21 protein-coding genes and 2 tRNA genes are annotated in these 18,626 nt (G+C 40.6%); 14 read left to right on the top strand and 9 right to left on the bottom strand.

The annotated features are described in order from the left end of the window. Window positions 1–94 precede the first annotated feature (94 nt). The 3 genes from ACE01T_RS12865 (at window position 95) to ACE01T_RS12875 (ending at window position 1,390) form a co-directional block, all read left to right on the top strand. The gene (locus ACE01T_RS12865; RefSeq protein ID WP_395519387.1) at window positions 95–511 is read left to right on the top strand and encodes a hypothetical protein; all 417 of its coding nucleotides are present in this window, start codon (window positions 95–97) and stop codon (window positions 509–511) included. An 86-nt stretch (window positions 512–597) separates the two neighbouring features. Next, on the top strand, window positions 598–1,107 hold the full coding sequence (locus ACE01T_RS12870) for a PadR family transcriptional regulator (RefSeq protein WP_395519388.1): 510 nt from the start codon (window positions 598–600) through the stop codon (window positions 1,105–1,107). A gap of 34 nt (window positions 1,108–1,141) precedes the next feature. Beyond that, entirely contained in the window at window positions 1,142–1,390 is a 249-nt protein-coding gene (locus ACE01T_RS12875; protein ID WP_395519389.1) for a DUF2798 domain-containing protein, read from the top strand. A gap of 70 nt (window positions 1,391–1,460) precedes the next feature. Here ACE01T_RS12875 and ACE01T_RS12880 read toward each other — a convergent pair whose 3' ends face one another. From ACE01T_RS12880 to ACE01T_RS12890, 3 genes are all read right to left on the bottom strand, one after another. Then, window positions 1,461–1,739, bottom strand: coding sequence for a hypothetical protein (locus ACE01T_RS12880; RefSeq protein ID WP_395519390.1), 279 nt, complete (start codon window positions 1,737–1,739; stop codon window positions 1,461–1,463). A 133-nt stretch (window positions 1,740–1,872) separates the two neighbouring features. Beyond that, complete coding sequence (locus ACE01T_RS12885; protein ID WP_395519391.1) at window positions 1,873–2,202, bottom strand: thioredoxin family protein; 330 nt, start codon at window positions 2,200–2,202, stop codon at window positions 1,873–1,875. A 23-nt stretch (window positions 2,203–2,225) separates the two neighbouring features. Continuing rightward, on the bottom strand, window positions 2,226–2,666 hold the full coding sequence (locus ACE01T_RS12890) for an N-acetyltransferase (protein ID WP_395519392.1): 441 nt from the start codon (window positions 2,664–2,666) through the stop codon (window positions 2,226–2,228). Between the two features lie 128 nt (window positions 2,667–2,794). Between ACE01T_RS12890 and ACE01T_RS12895 the strand changes: the two genes are divergently transcribed. From ACE01T_RS12895 to ACE01T_RS12905, 3 genes are all read left to right on the top strand, one after another. Further along, window positions 2,795–3,787 (top strand): NAD(P)H-quinone oxidoreductase, encoded by a 993-nt coding sequence (locus ACE01T_RS12895; RefSeq protein ID WP_395519393.1) that lies wholly within the window; start codon window positions 2,795–2,797, stop codon window positions 3,785–3,787. Window positions 3,788–3,991: 204 nt separating this feature from the next. Then, on the top strand, window positions 3,992–4,192 hold the full coding sequence (locus tag ACE01T_RS12900) for a hypothetical protein (protein WP_086176233.1): 201 nt from the start codon (window positions 3,992–3,994) through the stop codon (window positions 4,190–4,192). A 136-nt stretch (window positions 4,193–4,328) separates the two neighbouring features. Further along, a complete protein-coding gene (locus tag ACE01T_RS12905) occupies window positions 4,329–5,234 on the top strand; it encodes a helix-turn-helix transcriptional regulator (RefSeq protein ID WP_200224021.1) in 906 nt (301 codons plus the stop codon). A gap of 122 nt (window positions 5,235–5,356) precedes the next feature. On the opposite strand, the gene ACE01T_RS12910 is transcribed toward ACE01T_RS12905, so the two are convergent. Both ACE01T_RS12910 and ACE01T_RS12915 read right to left on the bottom strand, forming a co-directional pair. Next, window positions 5,357–5,442, bottom strand: a tRNA-Leu gene (locus tag ACE01T_RS12910). 10 nt (window positions 5,443–5,452) lie between these two features. After that, window positions 5,453–5,526, bottom strand: a tRNA-Cys gene (locus ACE01T_RS12915). Window positions 5,527–5,679: 153 nt separating this feature from the next. Between ACE01T_RS12915 and folD the strand changes: the two genes are divergently transcribed. Next, window positions 5,680–6,528 (top strand): bifunctional methylenetetrahydrofolate dehydrogenase/methenyltetrahydrofolate cyclohydrolase FolD, encoded by an 849-nt coding sequence (gene folD, locus ACE01T_RS12920; RefSeq protein WP_180042329.1) that lies wholly within the window; start codon window positions 5,680–5,682, stop codon window positions 6,526–6,528. Between the two features lie 265 nt (window positions 6,529–6,793). After that, window positions 6,794–7,462, top strand: coding sequence for a class I SAM-dependent methyltransferase (locus ACE01T_RS12925; RefSeq protein WP_395519394.1), 669 nt, complete (start codon window positions 6,794–6,796; stop codon window positions 7,460–7,462). A 33-nt stretch (window positions 7,463–7,495) separates the two neighbouring features. Here the strand turns inward: ACE01T_RS12925 and ACE01T_RS12930 are convergent, their stop codons facing one another. Further along, window positions 7,496–7,924, bottom strand: coding sequence for a hypothetical protein (locus ACE01T_RS12930; RefSeq protein WP_180042325.1), 429 nt, complete (start codon window positions 7,922–7,924; stop codon window positions 7,496–7,498). A 274-nt stretch (window positions 7,925–8,198) separates the two neighbouring features. Between ACE01T_RS12930 and glpD the strand changes: the two genes are divergently transcribed. Further along, the gene (glpD, locus tag ACE01T_RS12935; protein ID WP_395519395.1) at window positions 8,199–9,719 is read left to right on the top strand and encodes a glycerol-3-phosphate dehydrogenase; all 1,521 of its coding nucleotides are present in this window, start codon (window positions 8,199–8,201) and stop codon (window positions 9,717–9,719) included. A gap of 91 nt (window positions 9,720–9,810) precedes the next feature. Here glpD and ACE01T_RS12940 read toward each other — a convergent pair whose 3' ends face one another. Next, window positions 9,811–10,176, bottom strand: a complete 366-nt coding sequence (locus ACE01T_RS12940) for a hypothetical protein (protein WP_395519396.1) — start codon at window positions 10,174–10,176, stop codon at window positions 9,811–9,813. A gap of 103 nt (window positions 10,177–10,279) precedes the next feature. Continuing rightward, a complete protein-coding gene (locus ACE01T_RS12945) occupies window positions 10,280–12,112 on the bottom strand; it encodes a phosphoenolpyruvate carboxykinase (GTP) (RefSeq protein WP_395519397.1) in 1,833 nt (610 codons plus the stop codon). Window positions 12,113–12,529: 417 nt separating this feature from the next. On the opposite strand from ACE01T_RS12945, the gene ACE01T_RS12950 reads away from it, so the two are divergent. The 4 genes from ACE01T_RS12950 to groL all read left to right on the top strand — a co-directional run bounded on the left by ACE01T_RS12950 (window position 12,530) and on the right by groL (window position 16,401). Continuing rightward, window positions 12,530–13,468 carry a diacylglycerol/lipid kinase family protein gene (locus ACE01T_RS12950; RefSeq protein WP_180042318.1) on the top strand — a complete coding sequence of 313 codons (939 nt, stop codon included), beginning with the start codon at window positions 12,530–12,532 and terminating at the stop codon, window positions 13,466–13,468. Next, window positions 13,449–14,222, top strand: a complete 774-nt coding sequence (locus ACE01T_RS12955) for a metallophosphoesterase family protein (RefSeq protein ID WP_395519398.1) — start codon at window positions 13,449–13,451, stop codon at window positions 14,220–14,222. Before ACE01T_RS12950 ends, ACE01T_RS12955 begins: the two co-directional genes overlap by 20 nt. 182 nt (window positions 14,223–14,404) lie before the next feature. Next, window positions 14,405–14,695 carry a co-chaperone GroES gene (locus tag ACE01T_RS12960; protein WP_086175216.1) on the top strand — a complete coding sequence of 97 codons (291 nt, stop codon included), beginning with the start codon at window positions 14,405–14,407 and terminating at the stop codon, window positions 14,693–14,695. Between the two features lie 71 nt (window positions 14,696–14,766). Continuing rightward, window positions 14,767–16,401, top strand: coding sequence for a chaperonin GroEL (gene groL / locus ACE01T_RS12965; RefSeq protein ID WP_395519399.1), 1,635 nt, complete (start codon window positions 14,767–14,769; stop codon window positions 16,399–16,401). A gap of 414 nt (window positions 16,402–16,815) precedes the next feature. Here the strand turns inward: groL and ACE01T_RS12970 are convergent, their stop codons facing one another. Beyond that, window positions 16,816–17,193 (bottom strand): hypothetical protein, encoded by a 378-nt coding sequence (locus ACE01T_RS12970; RefSeq protein WP_395519400.1) that lies wholly within the window; start codon window positions 17,191–17,193, stop codon window positions 16,816–16,818. Between the two features lie 551 nt (window positions 17,194–17,744). Here ACE01T_RS12970 and ACE01T_RS12975 point away from each other — a divergent pair. Then, the coding region (locus ACE01T_RS12975) for a hypothetical protein (protein WP_395519401.1) at window positions 17,745–18,626 on the top strand (882 nt) is incomplete at its 3' end.

Below are 18,626 nucleotides of genomic sequence, written 5' to 3' on the forward strand. Positions count from 1 at the left end.
ATATATCCATGTTCATGGATTAAGTCCCCACTTGTTTTTAGGTGGGAACTAAATTAAGGCTTATAGGATCGCTTGGTAAGGCTGTGTTAGCCGGATGCTTACTTATGAGATAGAAAATTTAAGAGTTTCTTTTTCTTCTTATCAAAAGCTTGAATGTTACAAAAAGGATATTAAACATGGCAAAAGGCATCTATTAAGGCTTAATGAATTTAGGGGGAGTTTATTTGAGTCACACTCTCCAAGTTTGACCTTTTTAAAAGAAATAAGAAATAAAATTATCCATGATGGATTTCTAGATGTACATCCTCAACTCTATGAGTTAAGAGAGAATGGGGTAGTAAAAGAAAGGTTCATTTTATTGCCAGATTTAAATGCATCTGGAAAGTTTGAAAAATATGGATCAAGAAGTAATTTCTATTCATATGAAAAAAAATTGAATATAGAAATTATTCATTTAGTAAAAGAAGTATTTGAACGCTTCGAAAAAACAGTAGAAGAGTTACTTAAGTGATTACAATAAAAGTTGAATTGGAACTAGAATTGTAATTAAATTGATACTAAGATATATCTTAATTAATATTAAGGTATATCTTAACTATGCCAAATGCCAATCCTATCGAGAACAGTGAAAGTACGCCAACACCGCGTAAACGCCTATTTGAAGCAGGACAAATGAAGCTGTTGGTACTACATTTCATTGCCCAATCCCCAAAGTTTAGTTACGACATCATTAAAGACGTGGCATCACTGGTGGGCGGGAACTACAAGCCGAGTACAGGCACTATTTGTCCGACTATCAATTATCTCGAAGAACATCACTATACTCAGGCTGAACTGAGTGCCGATGATCGTAAGCAATACCGTATTACACCTACAGGTCTTCAACATCTTGAAGAGAATCAGGAAATAGTAAAAAAAATCCTCGACCGCTTTAACACACGCAAGCAAATCCAGAATAACGAACACTATGTCGATATCAAACGTGCGATGGAAAACCTGAAAACTTCATTGCGCCTGAAGATTCAACATACCGAACTGAACCCAGAGCAAATCCGTGAAATCTCCGGAAAGATTGATCAGGCAGCAGTAGAAATTGCACGTATGTAATTCGATTCACGATTTAAAAAGATTAGGTTAAATGATGAAAAATAATCTCCCAAAATTCCACCCGAAACATCTGACTTGGCTGATGCCACTTATCCTGTCAGGCATTATGAGTGGCGTAATTTCCTGCTTTAACCTGTTGCTGAATAAAGGCTTGGTTGATGGCTTTTTTTCTCTGTGGCTACATGCATGGAGCTTGTCATGGCTGATGGCATTTCCCCTGATTCTGGTGATGCTGCCATTGGTGCGTAAATTTCTAATGCAATTTGTAGAAATGCCCAAATAAGAAAACGATTCGGTTTGATTAAAAAACTGTCAAAACGATAAATAGAAGAGACGGGGTGAATGCATCGGCTTTAGTCCCGTTTTTTTCTCAGCCAGATCACTAAACGGGTCAACATTAGCAGTACGGCAAAATAGATCTGAAAGACGCCTGCAAAAATCATGATCCAGCCGCTATTCCCAGGAGTCTTTCTTGCATCAAGCTCAATGACAAATACCAAAATTGCAACCACAACTTCAAAAGCAATCACAGTTTTAAATAGCCAGGCCCACTGAAAATGCAACAACCATGTGAGGAAAATAACGCCCAAACCAGGGAACAGGCAAAATAGGAAAATGACTTTTAAATCCATAATAATTGAGCATTTTTTATTGTGGGTGTGGACTTACAATATATTGAATAAAATAGAAATAAAGCAATGCACTTGAAATGATTGTGCAATATTCAATTAGGTATTTTTATCGATCAGCAAAAATAATTTTAGATTAGTCCATTGAATCAACAATACTTTTCATTTCATTCAAACTTTTCACCCCTGCAATCCGTTGCATGATTTGTCCATTTTTAAAAATCAGTGTGGAAGGCAAACCGTAAACGTTATAGCGTAGGGTCAGAATCGGGGATTGATCGACATTGATCTTGCCAAATTTGATCTCGGGCTTTACCGTAGCATAGTGTGCTGCCAACTGTTCAAATACAGGAAAATTTTGTACACATGGGGCACACCAGTTGGCATAAAAACGAATCACAGCAAATCCTTCAAACCATTCAAAGTTACTATAATTATCTTCATTGTATTCAATGACGGCTGACATAAACTTTCCTGATATTTTCCCAATTAAGGCTTAGACCAAGTCATGCTTAATTCCGCATGACCGGTGTTTTGATCCATGGCTTGGCTGATGATTTTAAAGCCCTGCTGCTGATAAAAATTGACCGCTGCGATATTTTCAGTATAGACATTTAAATGCAATTCATCACATTGCTGTTTAAAAAAATCAATCAAGGCCGTACCGTATCCCAAGCTTTGCTGATGGGGTGCAATAAAAAGTGCAGCTAGCACCGCCTCTGATTTCAATAAGGATGCAAAACCTGTGACATTTTGATTGTCCTTGATTACATAATTTTCGGCTAAAGGCAGATACAGATCCCGCATCGGAAGCAGCTGCTGTTCCCAATATGTTGCAGGAATAAAATCATGTGCCTGTAGGGAAGCATTGAGCCAGATGTCTAAGATAGATTCCATATCCTGCATTTCAGCTTTTTGAATAGTTGCCATGTGCTCATATCATTTTGCTGAATAGTAGGCAGATTATACATAAGTCCACAGTTATTCATTCCCGGCTATTTCTATGTTCAAATAGAGCGGTAAATTTTAAAAAGTAATGAATAGATCAGGAATAAACTATGTCACAAACGACTATGCAGCAAGTCATTATCACAGAACCGGGTGGTGTGGATAAACTGGCTTACGAAACTGTTGCAGTACCTGAAGCTAAAGCAGATGAGGTCTTGGTCAAAGTGCATGCATTTGGCATTAACCGTCCTGACATCTTGCAGCGTCAAGGTCTATATCCAATGCCTAAAGGAGTAACGCCTGTACCGGGTTTGGAAGTGGCTGGTGAAGTGGTGGCTGTAGGAACTGAGGTTTCTAAGTTTAAGGTTGGCGATCAGGTCTGCGGCCTAACCAATGGGGGCGGTTATGCAGAATATTGTGTGGTACCTGAAAGCCAAACCTTGAATATTCCTGAAGGTGTGAGCTTTACTCAGGCTGCCGCGATTCCTGAAACCTTCTTTACCGTATGGGCGAATGTATTCCAGATGGGTAAAGCCAAAGAAGGGGAAACGGTACTTGTACATGGTGGAACAAGCGGGATTGGAACGACTGCTTTAATGCTGTGTAAATCACTCGGCATCAAAACGTTTGCAACCGTAGGTTCTGATGAAAAAGTGGCAGCGATTTCTGATTTAACCACGGCAATTAACTATAAGACTCAAGACTTTGAACAAGTCATTAATGGGGCTACTAACAACGGTGGGGTCGATGTCATTTTAGATATGGTAGGTGCGCCATATCTGGAGAAAAACCTGAACCTGCTACGTCGTGATGGTCGTCTGGTTTATATCGCATTCTTGGGTGGTGCAAAAGCCAAAGAGGTCAAACTCGGTCAAATCATGATGAAGCGTCTGACTATTACCGGTTCAACCATGCGTGCACGTAACACAGCAGAAAAAGCTGAAATTGCTCAAGGCTTAAAAGAGCATGTTGCACCGCTGTGGGCAAAAGGGGAATGTCTGCCGATGATCTATAAAACTTTTAAGTTTGACCAGATTCAGGATGCACATGCGGTGATGGATACTGGTGAACATGTCGGTAAAGTTGTGGTAGAAATCCTCTAATCATTCCCGCTTTCAATAAAATAAAAAATGATAAGTAACTTAAATTAATGGATAAAAATAAGGTCATAAAATTTTAAAAAATGGTAAAAAATGTCGATTGTTCGACACAACCTGTCAAAACCAGAGAGTAGATTAAGATTTAGAATAATCCGACTAAATTGTTTGGAATTAATTGAAATGTCATGTAATAAAAGGAAGTATATTATGAAAATAGTCTCAGCTCCTTATACATCTGAACATGGCTTACGCGCCTTGAAGCGATTGCATAAGGCCATTATTTGCAATCAGGTATTACCTTCTAATCTGCATCAGTTTTATAAAGCCATGCTGCATCTTGAGCGTTATGTTGAACGGCTTAATCCCAAACCGCCGACAAAAGGTGTCACCAGCCGTTTCAAATCCTGATTCAAGTTTTTCCTATTAGGCTTAAGTTGAAATAAATATTTAAAATTAAGTTTTTGATTGGTAGTATAATTTTTAGATAATTTAAAAAAATTTAGCATTTTAGGTATTGTGCTTTTATTGCACAAAGAGGGTATTTATGAAGGGCAATGCGTCAACGCATGAGCGCCTCGCAGAGCGTTTGGCCAATATTTTAACCAAACTGAATATAGGACATCAGTTAAGTGTACAAGAACTGGCGGGTGAGTTTCAGGTCAGTACCCGAACCATTGAACGGGACTTTGATCGGCTTAATTCATACTTGCCTTTGATTCAGGATGGAAACACTAAACGCTATTATCTGGAACCTTCCTATTTAGGCCGTTTTAAACTGCAGGATATCCAGAATTTTGCGCAACTGTCGGGAATTAGTGAGCTTTACCCGACGCTGGATATTTCTTTTTTACGCGAATTGCTGGACGAGCGAGCGAATCAAGTCTTCTCGGCAAAAGGCTATTATTTTGAAGATAGCAAACGGTTTGCTGAACATTTTAAGCTGCTTAGCGCTGCGATTTATAAACGTCAATGGATTGAGCTGCAATATCGTGATCAATGCAGAATCATCCAGCCTTATCGTTTAATCCATCATCATGGCATCTGGTATTTGGCGGGTGTCTTTCAGAAAAAACTGCAGACTTATCGCTTAAGTCAGATTCAGCAGGTGAAACTGCTATTTGAGGCAGAAAATTTCCAACATGATGCCGAGATATTGAAAATACTGGCCGATGAGGAAAGCATCTGGTTTGGACAGCAAAAACAGCAGGTTTTTATCCAGGTAAAGGCTGAGGTTGCGGTATTTTTTAAAGAGCGGCGTTTGTTTCCAGAGCAGCAGATTGAGCAGGAATCCACATCGGGAGAATTATTAATCAGCTGTCAGGTTCGCCACGAAATGCAGTTGTTGCCTTTAGTGCGGTATTGGCTACCACATGTCAGGATTATTCAGCCAGTTCATTTGCAGCAAAAACTGGAGCAGGACCTGGAGAACTATTTGCGCTCTGCGGGATGATAGCTAAAGAGCATAATAGTGGAATGTAATTCAGAATAAAAATCTGAGTTGCTAAATTTTAGGCATAAAAAAACCAGCTTAATGCTGGGTTCTTTATTTACACCATCTTAGTAGGCTAAGAATGGTGCCCGAGGCCAGACTCGAACTGGCACGCTTTGTGGGCGGGGGATTTTAAATCCCCTGTGTCTACCGATTTCACCACTCGGGCTTAACAAGATTGGAGGCGGAGGTCGGAATCGAACCGGCGTACACGGAGTTGCAGTCCGCTGCATGACCACTCTGCCACCCCGCCATGTCTTGTTGCTGCGTATATTATCAAGCCCTGAAAAAAAAACAATAGTAGATTTATGCAGATGTGCAGAAAAGCAGCATATAACGGAAAATATTTAAAATATTCATGTAGAATGTGCGAAATTGATTCATATCAACATTTGGGAGAAGTGCCGTGGCATTAGTATTAGATGGTCGTGCATTGGCAAAGAAAATTGAGGCTGATTTGTTAACTCGCGTAGAAGCGTTAAAAGCAAAATCAGGTCGTACTCCAATCCTTGCGACTATTTTGGTGGGTGACGATGGCGCATCTGCAACTTATGTGCGTATGAAAGGAAATGCTTGCCGCCGTGTCGGTATGGATTCATTGAAAGTTGAACTTCCGAAAGAAACCACGACTGAAGAATTACTGGCTGAAATTGAAAAACTCAATGCCAATCCTGATGTTCACGGTATTCTTTTACAGCACCCAGTGCCTGCACAAATTGATGAGCGTGCCTGTTTCGATGCCATTTCACTGGCGAAAGACGTTGATGGTGTAACTTGCCTGGGTTATGGTCGTATGGCAATGGGTGAGGCAGCTTATGGTTCTGCAACGCCTGCAGGTATCATGACTATCCTGCAAGCCAATGATATTGAGATTGCAGGTAAACATGCAGTCGTTGTTGGTCGTTCTGCAATTTTGGGTAAACCGATGGCTGCAATGTTGCTTGAAGCTAATGCAACAGTAACGATTTGCCATTCACGTACACAAAACCTGGCTGACTTCGTTAAACAGGCTGACATTATTGTCGGTGCAGTAGGTAAAGCTGAACTGATTCAAAAAGACTGGATTAAACCAGGCGCAGTTGTGGTTGATGCCGGCTTCCACCCACGTGATGGCGGTGGTGTAGGTGACATCCAGTTGGTTGGTATTGAAGAAGTGGCTTCTGCTTATACACCAGTTCCAGGTGGTGTAGGTCCTATGACTATTACCACTTTGATTCGTCAAACTGTTGAAGCTGCTGAAAAGGCTTTAGGTTAATCTTTTAATTAAAAGATGGTGAAGTCACGACGGAGTCTTACCGTTGTGACGATCGATGTAAGAAGCTCGTATGTTACTTTTGTTTCGGCAAAAGTAACCAAAACCATTTGTCACCCACAGAACTCGGCATTTTGTGTCATTTAATCTGAAATGTCGCAGAAACAATTTTAAATAAATTTAGGTTTGCCTCGAACAGCTGCGGATGACTTGGTCGCGTATCAAATCCCTTTATAAGTTTCAATAAGATCATCGCCAAGGCTTAAGCATGAGCTGTACTTTCCAATTTCCAAAAGCCCCCGAACATTTAATTCAAGCTTTGCATGAAGTGATTCCAAACTGTGAGCTACTTGCCCAGCAATTGCCTGAAATCCCCATTTCACTGTGGCTGATTCCACCGGTCTTTCCGACAGATAAATTCGATGACGAAGTGATTCGTCGGATCTGGAATGATACACCATACTGGATATTCTGCTGGGCTTCAGGACTTGCTATGGCACAGTGGCTCTTAGCTGAACCACATCATGTGAAAGACAAGGTAGTACTCGACTTTGGTGCGGGGTCGGGTGTGGTTGCAATTGCAGCTAAAATGGCAGGAGCGAAGCGGGTGATCTGTTGTGATATCGATCAAGTCAGTCTGGATGCCTGTCGTGCCAATGCAGCATTGAATAATGTCGAGCTGGAATATCTGGATGATCTGTATAAAGCAGAGCAGGTCGATATTCTCTTGGCTGCCGATGTGCTATACGATCAATGCAACCGCTTTTTTCTGGATGAATTCTTAAAATTTTCGCCAGAAGTTTGGGTGGCAGACAGCCGGGTGAAAAACTTTAGCCATCCTAAATATGAAAAACTGGATGAACGTAGTGCCACGACTTGGCCAGATCTGGATGAAGCAAAGGAATTTCGTAATGTCAGTTTTTATAAGACGCTATAAATAGCGTCTTATTTCTGTCTAAATTATTAAGTTTTAAGAGCAGGTATAGCGAACTACACTTAAGGTGCTTGGACGCGCTTCTAACGACTGACGAGTAGCCATATTTTCACTATTATATAAGTCTGGGGTGTTGCTGAGGCTTATGCTGGTACGGCTCTGGCCCAGTTGACGACCATAGTGTGGAGTTTGTATTTCCGGATTGGCAATTTCACTAATGCTCAGGATCGTTAATTTATATTGTTTATTTAAGCCTAATACTTTTTGGCAGGCACGCTGTAATTTCTGTTCATCTATTTTCTGGTTTTGACGAATAGCCAAAGTATAAGTCAATGTTGCGCTATTGGCAGACTGGCTTTCAATCTGATAGCCGACATTACCATTGTATTGGCGCGGAGTACTTTGACAGGCAGTCAGTGCAAGCGCAAGCAAACTTAAACCCAACAATTTATAGCTCTTGTTCATCTTCAAAAAATCCGGTGTTATTATTCTACTCAGTATGCCATAAGCCCGATTTTTTAACGATCTTGAGGCAGTGTATATTCCATAAAAAAGCTTTCCAAATGTGACCATCTGGAAAGCTGATGCCATCAGAATAAAAAATAAACACTTGATTCATCTTGCCTGCATTGAAGTGAATGACAATTATTCGGTGTCCTTTCACTTTAAATAGTGTTAGGTTTCTTGAGATAACAAGAAACCTAAGTTTACTGTCTGAACAGGATTAGAGGAGGTGGGCATGCAAGTGAGTCATCCGGTCTATGATGTAGCGGTGATTGGTGGTGGTATTAATGGCGTGGGAATTGCCGTAGATGCTGCAGGTCGAGGTTTGTCGGTTTTTTTGTGTGAAAAGGATGACCTCGCCAGCCATACTTCCTCTGCCAGCAGTAAGTTGATTCATGGTGGTTTGCGTTATCTCGAATATAAAGAATTCCGTTTGGTACATGAAGCTTTGCTGGAGCGGGAAATCCTGCTAGCCAAAGCACCGCATATCATTCGTCCCTTACGTTTTATCATGCCGCATCAGCCGCATTTACGTCCCGCTTGGCTGATACGGACCGGTTTATTTATTTATGATCACTTGGGCAAGCGGAAAAAATTAGCTGCTTCCCGGCATATTCATTTTGATCCGGCCAGCAGCCCTTTAAAAGATGAAATGACGCAGGGTTTTGAATATTCGGATTGTGCTGTGGATGATGCGCGCTTGGTGGTTTTAAATGCCATGCAGGCCCATGAGCTGGGCGCCAAAATTGCCATACAAACTCGTTGTACCGCTGCTTACCGTGAAAATGGCGTGTGGAATATCCATCTGGAACATGCACAGGGTAGTTATCAGGTGCAGGCAAAAGCCCTGGTTAACGCCACTGGGCCTTGGGTGCTCCAGTTTATTGAACACAATTTACAACAGCAATCGCCACATGGTTTACGTCTTGTCCAAGGCAGTCATATTATCGTGCCTAGAATTTATGAAGGTGATAAAGCGTTCATTCTGCAAAATGATGATCACCGTATTGTATTTGCCATTCCTTATCTGGAGCAATACACCTTAATTGGTACCACAGATCATGAATATCAGGGCAACCTGGATCAGGTCAAAATCACCTCGCAGGAAGTGGACTATTTGCTGGATGTTTATAATGATCATTTTAAACATCAGCTGACGGTTGAGGATATTTTATATACCTATTCCGGTGTGCGCTCTTTGTGTGATGACGAGTCAGATAATCCATCGGCGATTACCCGAGATTACACTTTGGCGATATCGCCTACGCAGGAAAATGATGCCCCCTTGCTTTCGGTCTTTGGTGGCAAGCTCACTACCTATCGAAAACTGGCAGAATCGGCAATGGCGCATTTGGCACCGACATTCCCGGACATGAATAAATCATGGACCGAGGCGGCATGTTTGCCGGGTGCGGAAAACTTGGTTTCGGTGGAGCTGTTAATGCAGCAGCTTATGCAAGGCATTGATCAGGTTTCTTTGTCATTGGCTTCGCGCTGGGCACATGCTTATGGTTCACGGGTGTGGAATTTTTTAAAGGATATTTCAACGACAAATGAACTGGGTGAAGATTTTGGTCATGGACTGTTTGCTAGAGAGGTCGACTATCTGGTCGATCAGGAATGGGCAAGAACCAGTGAAGATATTTTATGGCGCAGAACCAAACTCGGCTTTCAATTTAGCGCTGATGAAATACAGCAATTAGATCAATATCTTTTAAAGTTGTTGCTGAAAAGATCAAGCGATACGGCTGCTTAAACCGGTCAATAAAAAAGACCGCCTGAGCGGTCTTTTGGGTGTAGCAAATTGGTGTTCTTATCTTGACTGAAGTCCCAGCTCTGGGTTGTACTTAAATTTCAACGCCGCCGAGTTCTTTACAATTTACTGGCGTATTCCATTTTACTGCAGTTCCCCAAACTACCGGGCGTACAATACGCCAAGGCCAGAAACCGAATCTCTGGCTGGCATTGTAGTTAATGACTACATTGCCACCGACTTGATGGGCACGTTCTGCAAAACGTGAATACAGCTCTTCTACGCTGCCATAAGTCCCTTTAGCCACTTTAATGCGCTTTTTGATCTGAAACTTGCTAGAGTCTGGCGTACCTTTGATTGCACAAACGTGTAAGGCAGGTTGTTCTGCAGTTTCAGGTTTGGCCATCACCAAAGTAGACAGGCCAAGCAGGCAAGCGCTAAGTGTAAGCATTTTTAACATGAATTTTCCCCTTTTATGGTTGTTGTGAAGTTATAAAGTCTTGTTATTAAACAAACAGTTGAAAAAAAGACCGCACGTGCGGCCTTTTTTCATTATCTACTGATTAAGCAGATTTTTTTACAGCTTCTAAAAGCTCGTTTTGACGTGCTTTAAGTGCAGCTGGTAAGCGCTCACCAAGCTTGTTGAACAATTCAGTGTGGCTTTCAAGTTCTTTGATCCATTGATCTTTGTCTTGAGAAGTGACAAGCTCGAATTGTTCTTTAGTGAAGTCAGAACCAGTCCAGTTCAGCTGCTCGTAAGTTGGAACGCGACCGATTGGTGTGTCAACTGCTGTTGCACGACCTTCACAACGGTCAATAATCCACTCAAGAACACGCATGTTTTGACCGAAGCCAGGCCATACGAAGTTGCCTTCAGCATCACGACGGAACCAGTTCACGTTGTAGATACCAGGCAGCTTGTTGCCGGCAGCAGCAGCTTTCTCGCCAACTTTTTCACCCATTTCTAACCAGTGAGCGAAGTAGTCAGCCATGTTGTAACCTGCGAATGGAAGCATTGCGAATGGATCGCGACGTACCACACCTTGTTGGCCTACAGCAGCGGCAGTCGTTTCAGAACCCATGGTTGCAGCTTTATATACGCCATCAACCCAGTCGAATGCTTCAGAAACTAAAGGCACTGTATCTGCACGGCGACCACCGAAGATGAACGCAGAAATTGGAACACCTGCCGGATTTTCCCAGTCAGCATCAATAGAAGGACATTGACCCGCAGCAACGGTGAAACGAGCATTTGGATGTGCTGCTTTCTCTGCGCCAGTGTGTGGTTGACCTTTCCAGTTGGTCAGGTTAGCAGGAGCTTCTTTAGTCAGACCTTCCCACCATACTTCACCGTTGTCAGTTACAGCAACGTTGGTATAGATAACATCTTTCGCTAATGTCGCCATACAGTTCGGGTTAGTCTTGGTATTGGTACCAGGCGCTACACCGAAGAAACCAGCTTCAGGGTTGATGGCATATAAGCGACCGTCTTCACCCGGTTTGATCCAGGCAATATCGTCACCTACAGTTTCAATTTTCCAGCCTTCGTAACCTGCTGGTGGAATCAACATTGCAAAGTTGGTTTTACCACAAGCTGATGGGAATGCAGCAGCGATGTAGTGTTTTTCACCTTGTGGATTGGTTACGCCAAGGATCAGCATGTGTTCAGCTAACCAGCCTTGTTGACGGCCCATAGAGGATGCAATACGTAATGCCAGGCATTTTTTACCCAACAATGCGTTACCGCCGTAACCTGAACCATAAGACCAGATTTCACGAGTTTCTGGATAATGCACGATATATTTTTCTGGGTTGCAAGGCCAAGCTACGTCTTTTTGACCTTCTTCAAGCGGAGCGCCTACAGTGTGGACACATGGTACGAATTCGCCATCAGTACCAAGTACCTCGTAAACAGCTTTACCCATACGAGCCATTTTAGCCATGCTTACTGCTACGTAAGGAGAGTCGGTTATCTCAATACCGATGTGTGCAATATGAGAACCTAAAGGACCCATAGAGAAAGGAACCACGTACATGGTACGTCCTTTCATGCAACCATCAAACAAACCGTTCAGGCGAGCGCGCATTTCAGCAGGCGCTTCCCAGTTGTTTGTCGCACCTGCGTCTTCTTGTTTTTCTGAACAGATAAATGTGCGACCTTCAACACGAGCAACGTCAGAAGGATCTGAATTTGCCAAGTAAGAACCAGGGTGTTTTTCTGGGTTAAGTGCTTGCATAGTGCCGTTAGCGATCATCAAGTCAATAAGACGTTGATATTCTTCTGCGCTACCGTCACACCATTCAATTTTTGCCGGTTTGGTTAATTTAGCAATCTCTTCCACCCATGCAATAAGCTTAGGGTTACGAACGAATTCTGGTGCGTTCACTTGGGTCATGGTGAGGCCTATCTCAAATATGTACGATTCAAATGTACAAAGTACAATCCAGGCAATGGGATACATCGCCAGGATGAAAATATAAAAAAAAAGTGGCTGTATTAAAGCATAAAATCATAAAAAAAATAAGACTAAAGAAGTAGCTGAAATAGATTGGAATATTATATATTTATTTTTTTAAATCATTAAAAACAATAAGTTAAAACATTGTTCGTTTATTAATTGATCCATTTACCAGTTTTATGAGTGTTATTTATTTAAATTATTTATTTATAAAACAATAGTTTAGTGTTGTTATTTTCGTGGTAATCGCTATTGATTTAATAAATGGTGGTAATTCGAATTTTACATAAAGATGCTTTCAATTGTCGATAATTTGGACGAAATTAGAGCAATTGCTTCAAAAAAGTAGTAAAAATGTCAGTTTCTGCCAAGCCTTTGTCCCTTATCTATAATGAAAAATCAGGATTTCATGCAGCCAATAAAGATGAAATCTATGAGCCGCTTATGACAAATTTAACGGCCTATGGTTATGAGATTCAGGCATTTGAAATTAGTGCTGAAACAGATTTTAGCAGTTTTATGGACAGAATCATCGCACGCCATCTACAGGCAGAAGAAATTGGTATTGTGGTTGCTGCGGGTGGGGATGGTACACTCAATACGGTGGCTACCAAATTGATAGGCACTGAGATTCCTATGGGTATTTTTCCCTTGGGAACCTTCAATTATGTTGCCCGCTTGTTGCATATTCCACTTGATCTTCTCAAAGCGGCCGATGTTATTGCGACAGGACAAATCCGTGCAGTTCATGTGGCGCAAATTAATGATCATATCTATTTAAACAATGCTAGCTTGGGGCTTTATCCTTTATTCATACAAAGGCGTGAGCTCTATAACCGGTGTTTTGGCCGTTTTGCTTTACATGCCTATACTTCAGCGCTAGATGTGCTGATTCGTGATCGCAAAGAACTGAAACTGGAAGTGGAAATTGACGGTAAAAAATATCCCGTCAAAACTCCGCTGATTTTTTTTGGCAATAATCAGTTGCAACTGGCAGAGATGAATTTACGCATTGCCAAATGTGCTGAATTGGGAAAGGTTGTGGGTGTGGTGGTGGCGAAAAGCGATAAACCCACCTTATTTAAAATTTTATGGCAGTTGATTCGAGGCAATCTTGATCATGCACCAGATGTGTATAGCTTTTCTGCCGACAAGGTGCAAATACATTCCAAAGCCAAAAAACTGACTCTTGCACTGGATGGTGAGATTGTGGAAATGCAGCCCCCGCTGCATATTTCCGTACGCAAGCATGCATTGAAAATAATGGTTCCTTATGATTCTACATCTATCTGATTTGCATTTTGGTACGGAAAGACCGGCCTGTATGGCTGCAATTCGTCTCTTTTGTCAGCAACATCCTTTGGAAGCTGTAGTGGTCAGTGGGGACTTAACCCAGCGCGCCCATTATAAGCAGTTTTATGATTGCAAACAGTTTGTGGAAAGTTTAAATCTACCTTATCTGGTGGTACCCGGTAATCATGATATTCCCTTGTACCATGTCTGGAACCGGATATTCAGTCCCTTTACCCGTTATAAAATTTTCTTTGGTCATATGGAAACTGTGCTGGAAACCAAGAATTTTTATCTGATTGGCGTCAACAGTATTCGGCGGCGTTATCATACTCGGGGCCATATTTCCCTGGAGCAAATTCAGCAAATTGATCAAAGGCTGATGATGGCTCCCAAGCGTAAAATCAAACTTATTGTGGCGCACCAGCCATTTTATACACCGCCAGATAATCCGCATGGGATCAAGGATTGTCCAATGCTGGGGCGTATGGCTTTGGAGTCGTGGAGTCAAAGTGGTTTAAATGGCCTGTTGCATGGTCATCTGCATCAATCAGCGGTGTATGATCTGAACCAGATTTACCATTTAGGGGTAGACCATCCGGTGCTGGATATTCATGCCGGAACTGCAACGTCTTACCGTTTGCATCGGGGCTTACCCAACAGTCTGAATCTGATTTATCCAAATGCTGATGTAGAGCATTATTATTTTAACAATCAGCAAAAAGAATTTGTGTTAAAAGAAGAAAATGCCGATTAAATGCAGAAATATCGGATTTGAATAAAAAAAATACAAAAAACAGTAAATTTTTTTTGTTTGCCCCTTGAAGCGTTTTTTTCCATCCCCACAACAGTGTCATCGAAATTATTTGATGATGACCGATGGAATAACAAAGTCATCATTACTTCACTAATAAAAGACTTAGTCTGATGGAGTTTCCAATGAGCAACATTCGTCCATTACATGATCGCGTAGTTATTCGTCGTGTTGAAGAAGAAACTAAAACAGCTGGCGGTATTTTACTTCCAGGTTCTGCTGCTGAAAAACCGGCTCAAGGTGAAATCATTGCAGTAGGTAATGGCCAGATTACTGACAATGGTGTACGCGCTTTAGACGTTAAAGTAGGCGACAAAGTATTGTTCGGTACTTATGCAGGTACGACGGTAAAAGTACAAGGCGAAGAACTTCTTATTATGAAAGAGTCTGACATTTTAGCTGTGCTTGAAGCTTAATTCTGAGCCAGAAAATTCGGACCTGATTCTTTATACAGATTATTGAAAATTAAAAACATTTGGAGTAAATCATGTCAGCTAAAGACGTAAAATTTGGTGATTCAGCTCGCAGCAAAATGATTGCAGGCGTAAACGTACTTGCAGATGCTGTAAAAGTAACTTTAGGTCCTAAGGGCCGTAATGTTGTGATCGACCGTTCTTTCGGTGCACCCCACATTACTAAAGATGGTGTAACTGTAGCGAAAGAAATTTCACTGGCAGACAAATTTGAGAACATGGGTGCTCAACTGGTTCGTGAAGTATCTTCAAAAACCAATGACATCGCAGGTGACGGTACAACAACTGCAACTGTACTTGCGCAAGCCATCTTGAATGAAGGGATCAAGTCAGTAACTGCGGGTATGAACCCAATGGACTTGAAACGCGGTATCGATCTTGCAGTTCGCGCTGTAGTTGAAAACATCAAAGCAACGGCTAAACCGGCTTCTGACACTAAAGCGATTGAACAAGTCGGTTCGATCTCTGCTAACTCTGACACCACTGTGGGTAAACTGATTGCGCAAGCCATGGAACGTGTTGGTAAAGAAGGCGTAATTACCGTTGAAGAAGGTTCAGGCTTTGAAGATGCGTTGGACGTTGTTGAAGGTATGCAGTTTGACCGTGGTTATATCAGCCCGTACTTTGCCAACAAACAAGACACTTTAACGGCTGAACTTGAAAATCCGTTCATTCTGCTTGTTGATAAAAAAATCAGCAACATCCGTGAATTGATTACTGTACTTGAAGCAGTGGCTAAAACAGGTAAACCGCTTCTTATCATCGCTGAAGATGTTGAAGGCGAAGCGTTGGCTACGCTTGTCGTAAACAACATGCGCGGCATCATTAAAGTATGTGCAGTGAAAGCGCCAGGTTTTGGTGACCGTCGTAAAGCAATGCTGCAAGATATCGCAATCTTGACTGGTGCTACTGTGATTTCTGAAGAAGTGGGTATGTCTTTAGAGCAAGCTACACTTCAAGACTTAGGTACTGCACATAAAGTCACAGTATCTAAAGAAAACACCGTGATTGTTGATGGTGCTGGCGATGCAAACCAGATTGCTGAACGTGTTCAACAAATCCGTGCGCAAATTGAAGAATCTACGTCAGAATACGACAAAGAAAAGCTTCAGGAACGCGTTGCTAAATTGGCTGGCGGTGTTGCAGTGATTAAAATTGGTGCAGCAACTGAAGTCGAAATGAAAGAGAAAAAAGACCGTGTTGACGATGCGCTTCATGCAACACGTGCTGCAGTTGAAGAAGGTGTAGTTGCGGGTGGTGGTGTTGCGCTGGTGCGTGCAGCTTCTGCGCTTAACGGTGTAACTGGTGCCAATGATGACCAAAATGTAGGTATCAACATTTTACGTCGCGCTATTGAAGCTCCACTTCGTCAAATCGTAGCGAATGCGGGTGATGAGCCATCTGTAGTCATTAATGCTGTGAAAAATGGCGAAGGGAACTTCGGTTATAATGCTGCTACTGGTGAATATGGCGATATGCTTGAAATGGGTATTCTTGACCCTGCAAAAGTAACGCGTTCTGCACTTGAACATGCTGCTTCTGTTGCTGCTTTAATGTTAACGACTGAATGCATGATCACAGATATTCCTGAAGATAAACCTGCTATGCCTGATATGGGTGGCATGGGTGGAATGGGCGGTATGATGTAATTCATATAGGTCTCAGATCATAAAAAAATCCCCGCTTAATGCGGGGATTTTTTATGGTATGAAAAAAGTCGTGAAAAATAAATTTTAAAGTTTTTGATAAAATTAAAATATTGATTAAATAGATATTTGGTTATGAGAAACAGTTATTGTTTTTATATACAAAAGTATAATTGTGTAGTTTTTTTGTTGGTTTTTTTAAAAAATGGTTTATGCTTTGATCAAATATTAATTTAATTTTTTAACATGGAAAAAATAAATAAGAGTTGTGTGCAATCTGGCTACGATAGTGCCGATTCTGTCGTGATTAAAAAAAATGAGCTTAAAAGTTTATATAAAAAGATAAGAGAGTACGAAAAAATGCTAGATATGTATAAAAAAGAGAAGCAACATTTCATGAAGCTTCTTCGTAACGGGTTATCCTAAAATTTCTTCAATCAGTGAAGTAATTAATTTTTTCTGTGAATTATTTAATCGTCTAAATTTAAAATAAAAATCCAGATCAATTGAATCGGAATCATCCTGATTTAATAACGAAGGCGCTTGATCACTATCGCCAAAACGTAGCCATTGGTTAGAAACATTTAACCATATTGCAAGAATGGCCAGTTTATCTTGATTCGGGATCGCCTTTCCTAATAACCAGTTATTAGCTGACTGGACGCTAATAGGCTGCCCATCATAACGATGATTAAATTCGTTCGATAAATAAGTTGGACTAATCGGGTGCTTTGCTTCCGTCAAAGCCTTAGTTAGTCGTTCAGCAAAGAGCTTTTTTTGTTGTTGATTACTCATAATTTAAAAACAAACCTCAAAGATATAAGTATTTTATACTTTTTATAAGATTAATAGTTGACTTAATCGTACTTTTTTTTAATTCAAAAAAGTAAATTAATATCAATATCTAAAAAGCTCTTGATTTTTTAATTTGTATCTAAAAATTTCTTTTGATGTCTGATTCGTGAAGATTAATTTTAAAAAATTATAAATAAATTGATTAATGTGTTTTTCATTAGATCTCAGGTTTAGGATTTAATGTGTTTCTAAAGTTGATAAAGATGAGAATGGTTTTTATATCAAGTATTAATTTAAGTTTTTCATTATATGATATTTTGTTTAAATAATTAATTTATATAATAATTTTTTTTAATTTTAAATTTTTATATGAATATAAATCAAATATTGATTGATAAAGATGTTTCTTTTTGTATATGATTGGCTGGTAACCAAGGTGAGGGTTAGTTCTGAAGTGTCGAAAGCTTTAAATAACCATACTTTAATTAGAAGTTTTGCTGGTTTACAGCATCCTAGGGTAGACCAGTTTTTTTATAAAAATGGAGATATATATGAATTTGCAAAATACATTTAAACTGTCGGCTGTAGCGCTTGCAGTAAGTTTGTCAGCAGCTGCATATGCTGATACTACTGTAACTGACATTGATAGTGTAAATATTGTTGTAGATAATAATGATGGAAGTGTGGGTTCTTTTAATGTGATTAAAGGGGTTACAAATCCTACTACTCTAATCACATCTGATGTAAATGCTTCAGGTGGTACAGTCATCAATACTAATACTGCAATTAATGGTAATTTCAATGTTAATGGTGGTACATCAACGATTCTTACTGCTGCTCCTGTAACAACAGGTGCAGACTTGGTTATTCCTACAGTTAATGCTGCTTTCGCAAATACCACGCAACCATTCAGTCAAAATCGTGACGATACACAAGATCAGACACGTTCGGTTGATTCACAAATTATTGACCAAAATAAATTCCAGTTAAATACTTCAGTACAGACTGGTCAACAATCTTGGACAACTTCACAAACCGCATCAGCACAATATGATGCAAATGGTGTAATTATTCCAGGAAGTTTAACTGGTCCAGTTTTAGGTGCTACAGTTGATAATGGTTTTACTGCATCCTCTGTTAATCAAATTCAAGATTTAGTTTTAGGTCGTAATAACGCTACAGAAGATTATCAATTATCTATCAGCAAAACAGATAATGGCGTGACAAATTCAACTACTGTAAATGCTTCTGGTATTTCAACAGGTCAAATTACACTTGCTGGTCAAGATTTGGCAACGACTCTTGCTACTGAAGCAGCAACTCGTTCAGCAGCAGATACTCAATTACAAGCAAATATTGATACTGAAGCAGCAACTCGTTCAGCAGCAGATACTCAATTACAAGCAAATATTGATACTGAAGCAGCTACTCGT

The sequence above is a fragment of the Acinetobacter uliginosus genome, assembly GCF_044130295.1.
GTDB lineage: Bacteria > Pseudomonadota > Gammaproteobacteria > Pseudomonadales > Moraxellaceae > Acinetobacter.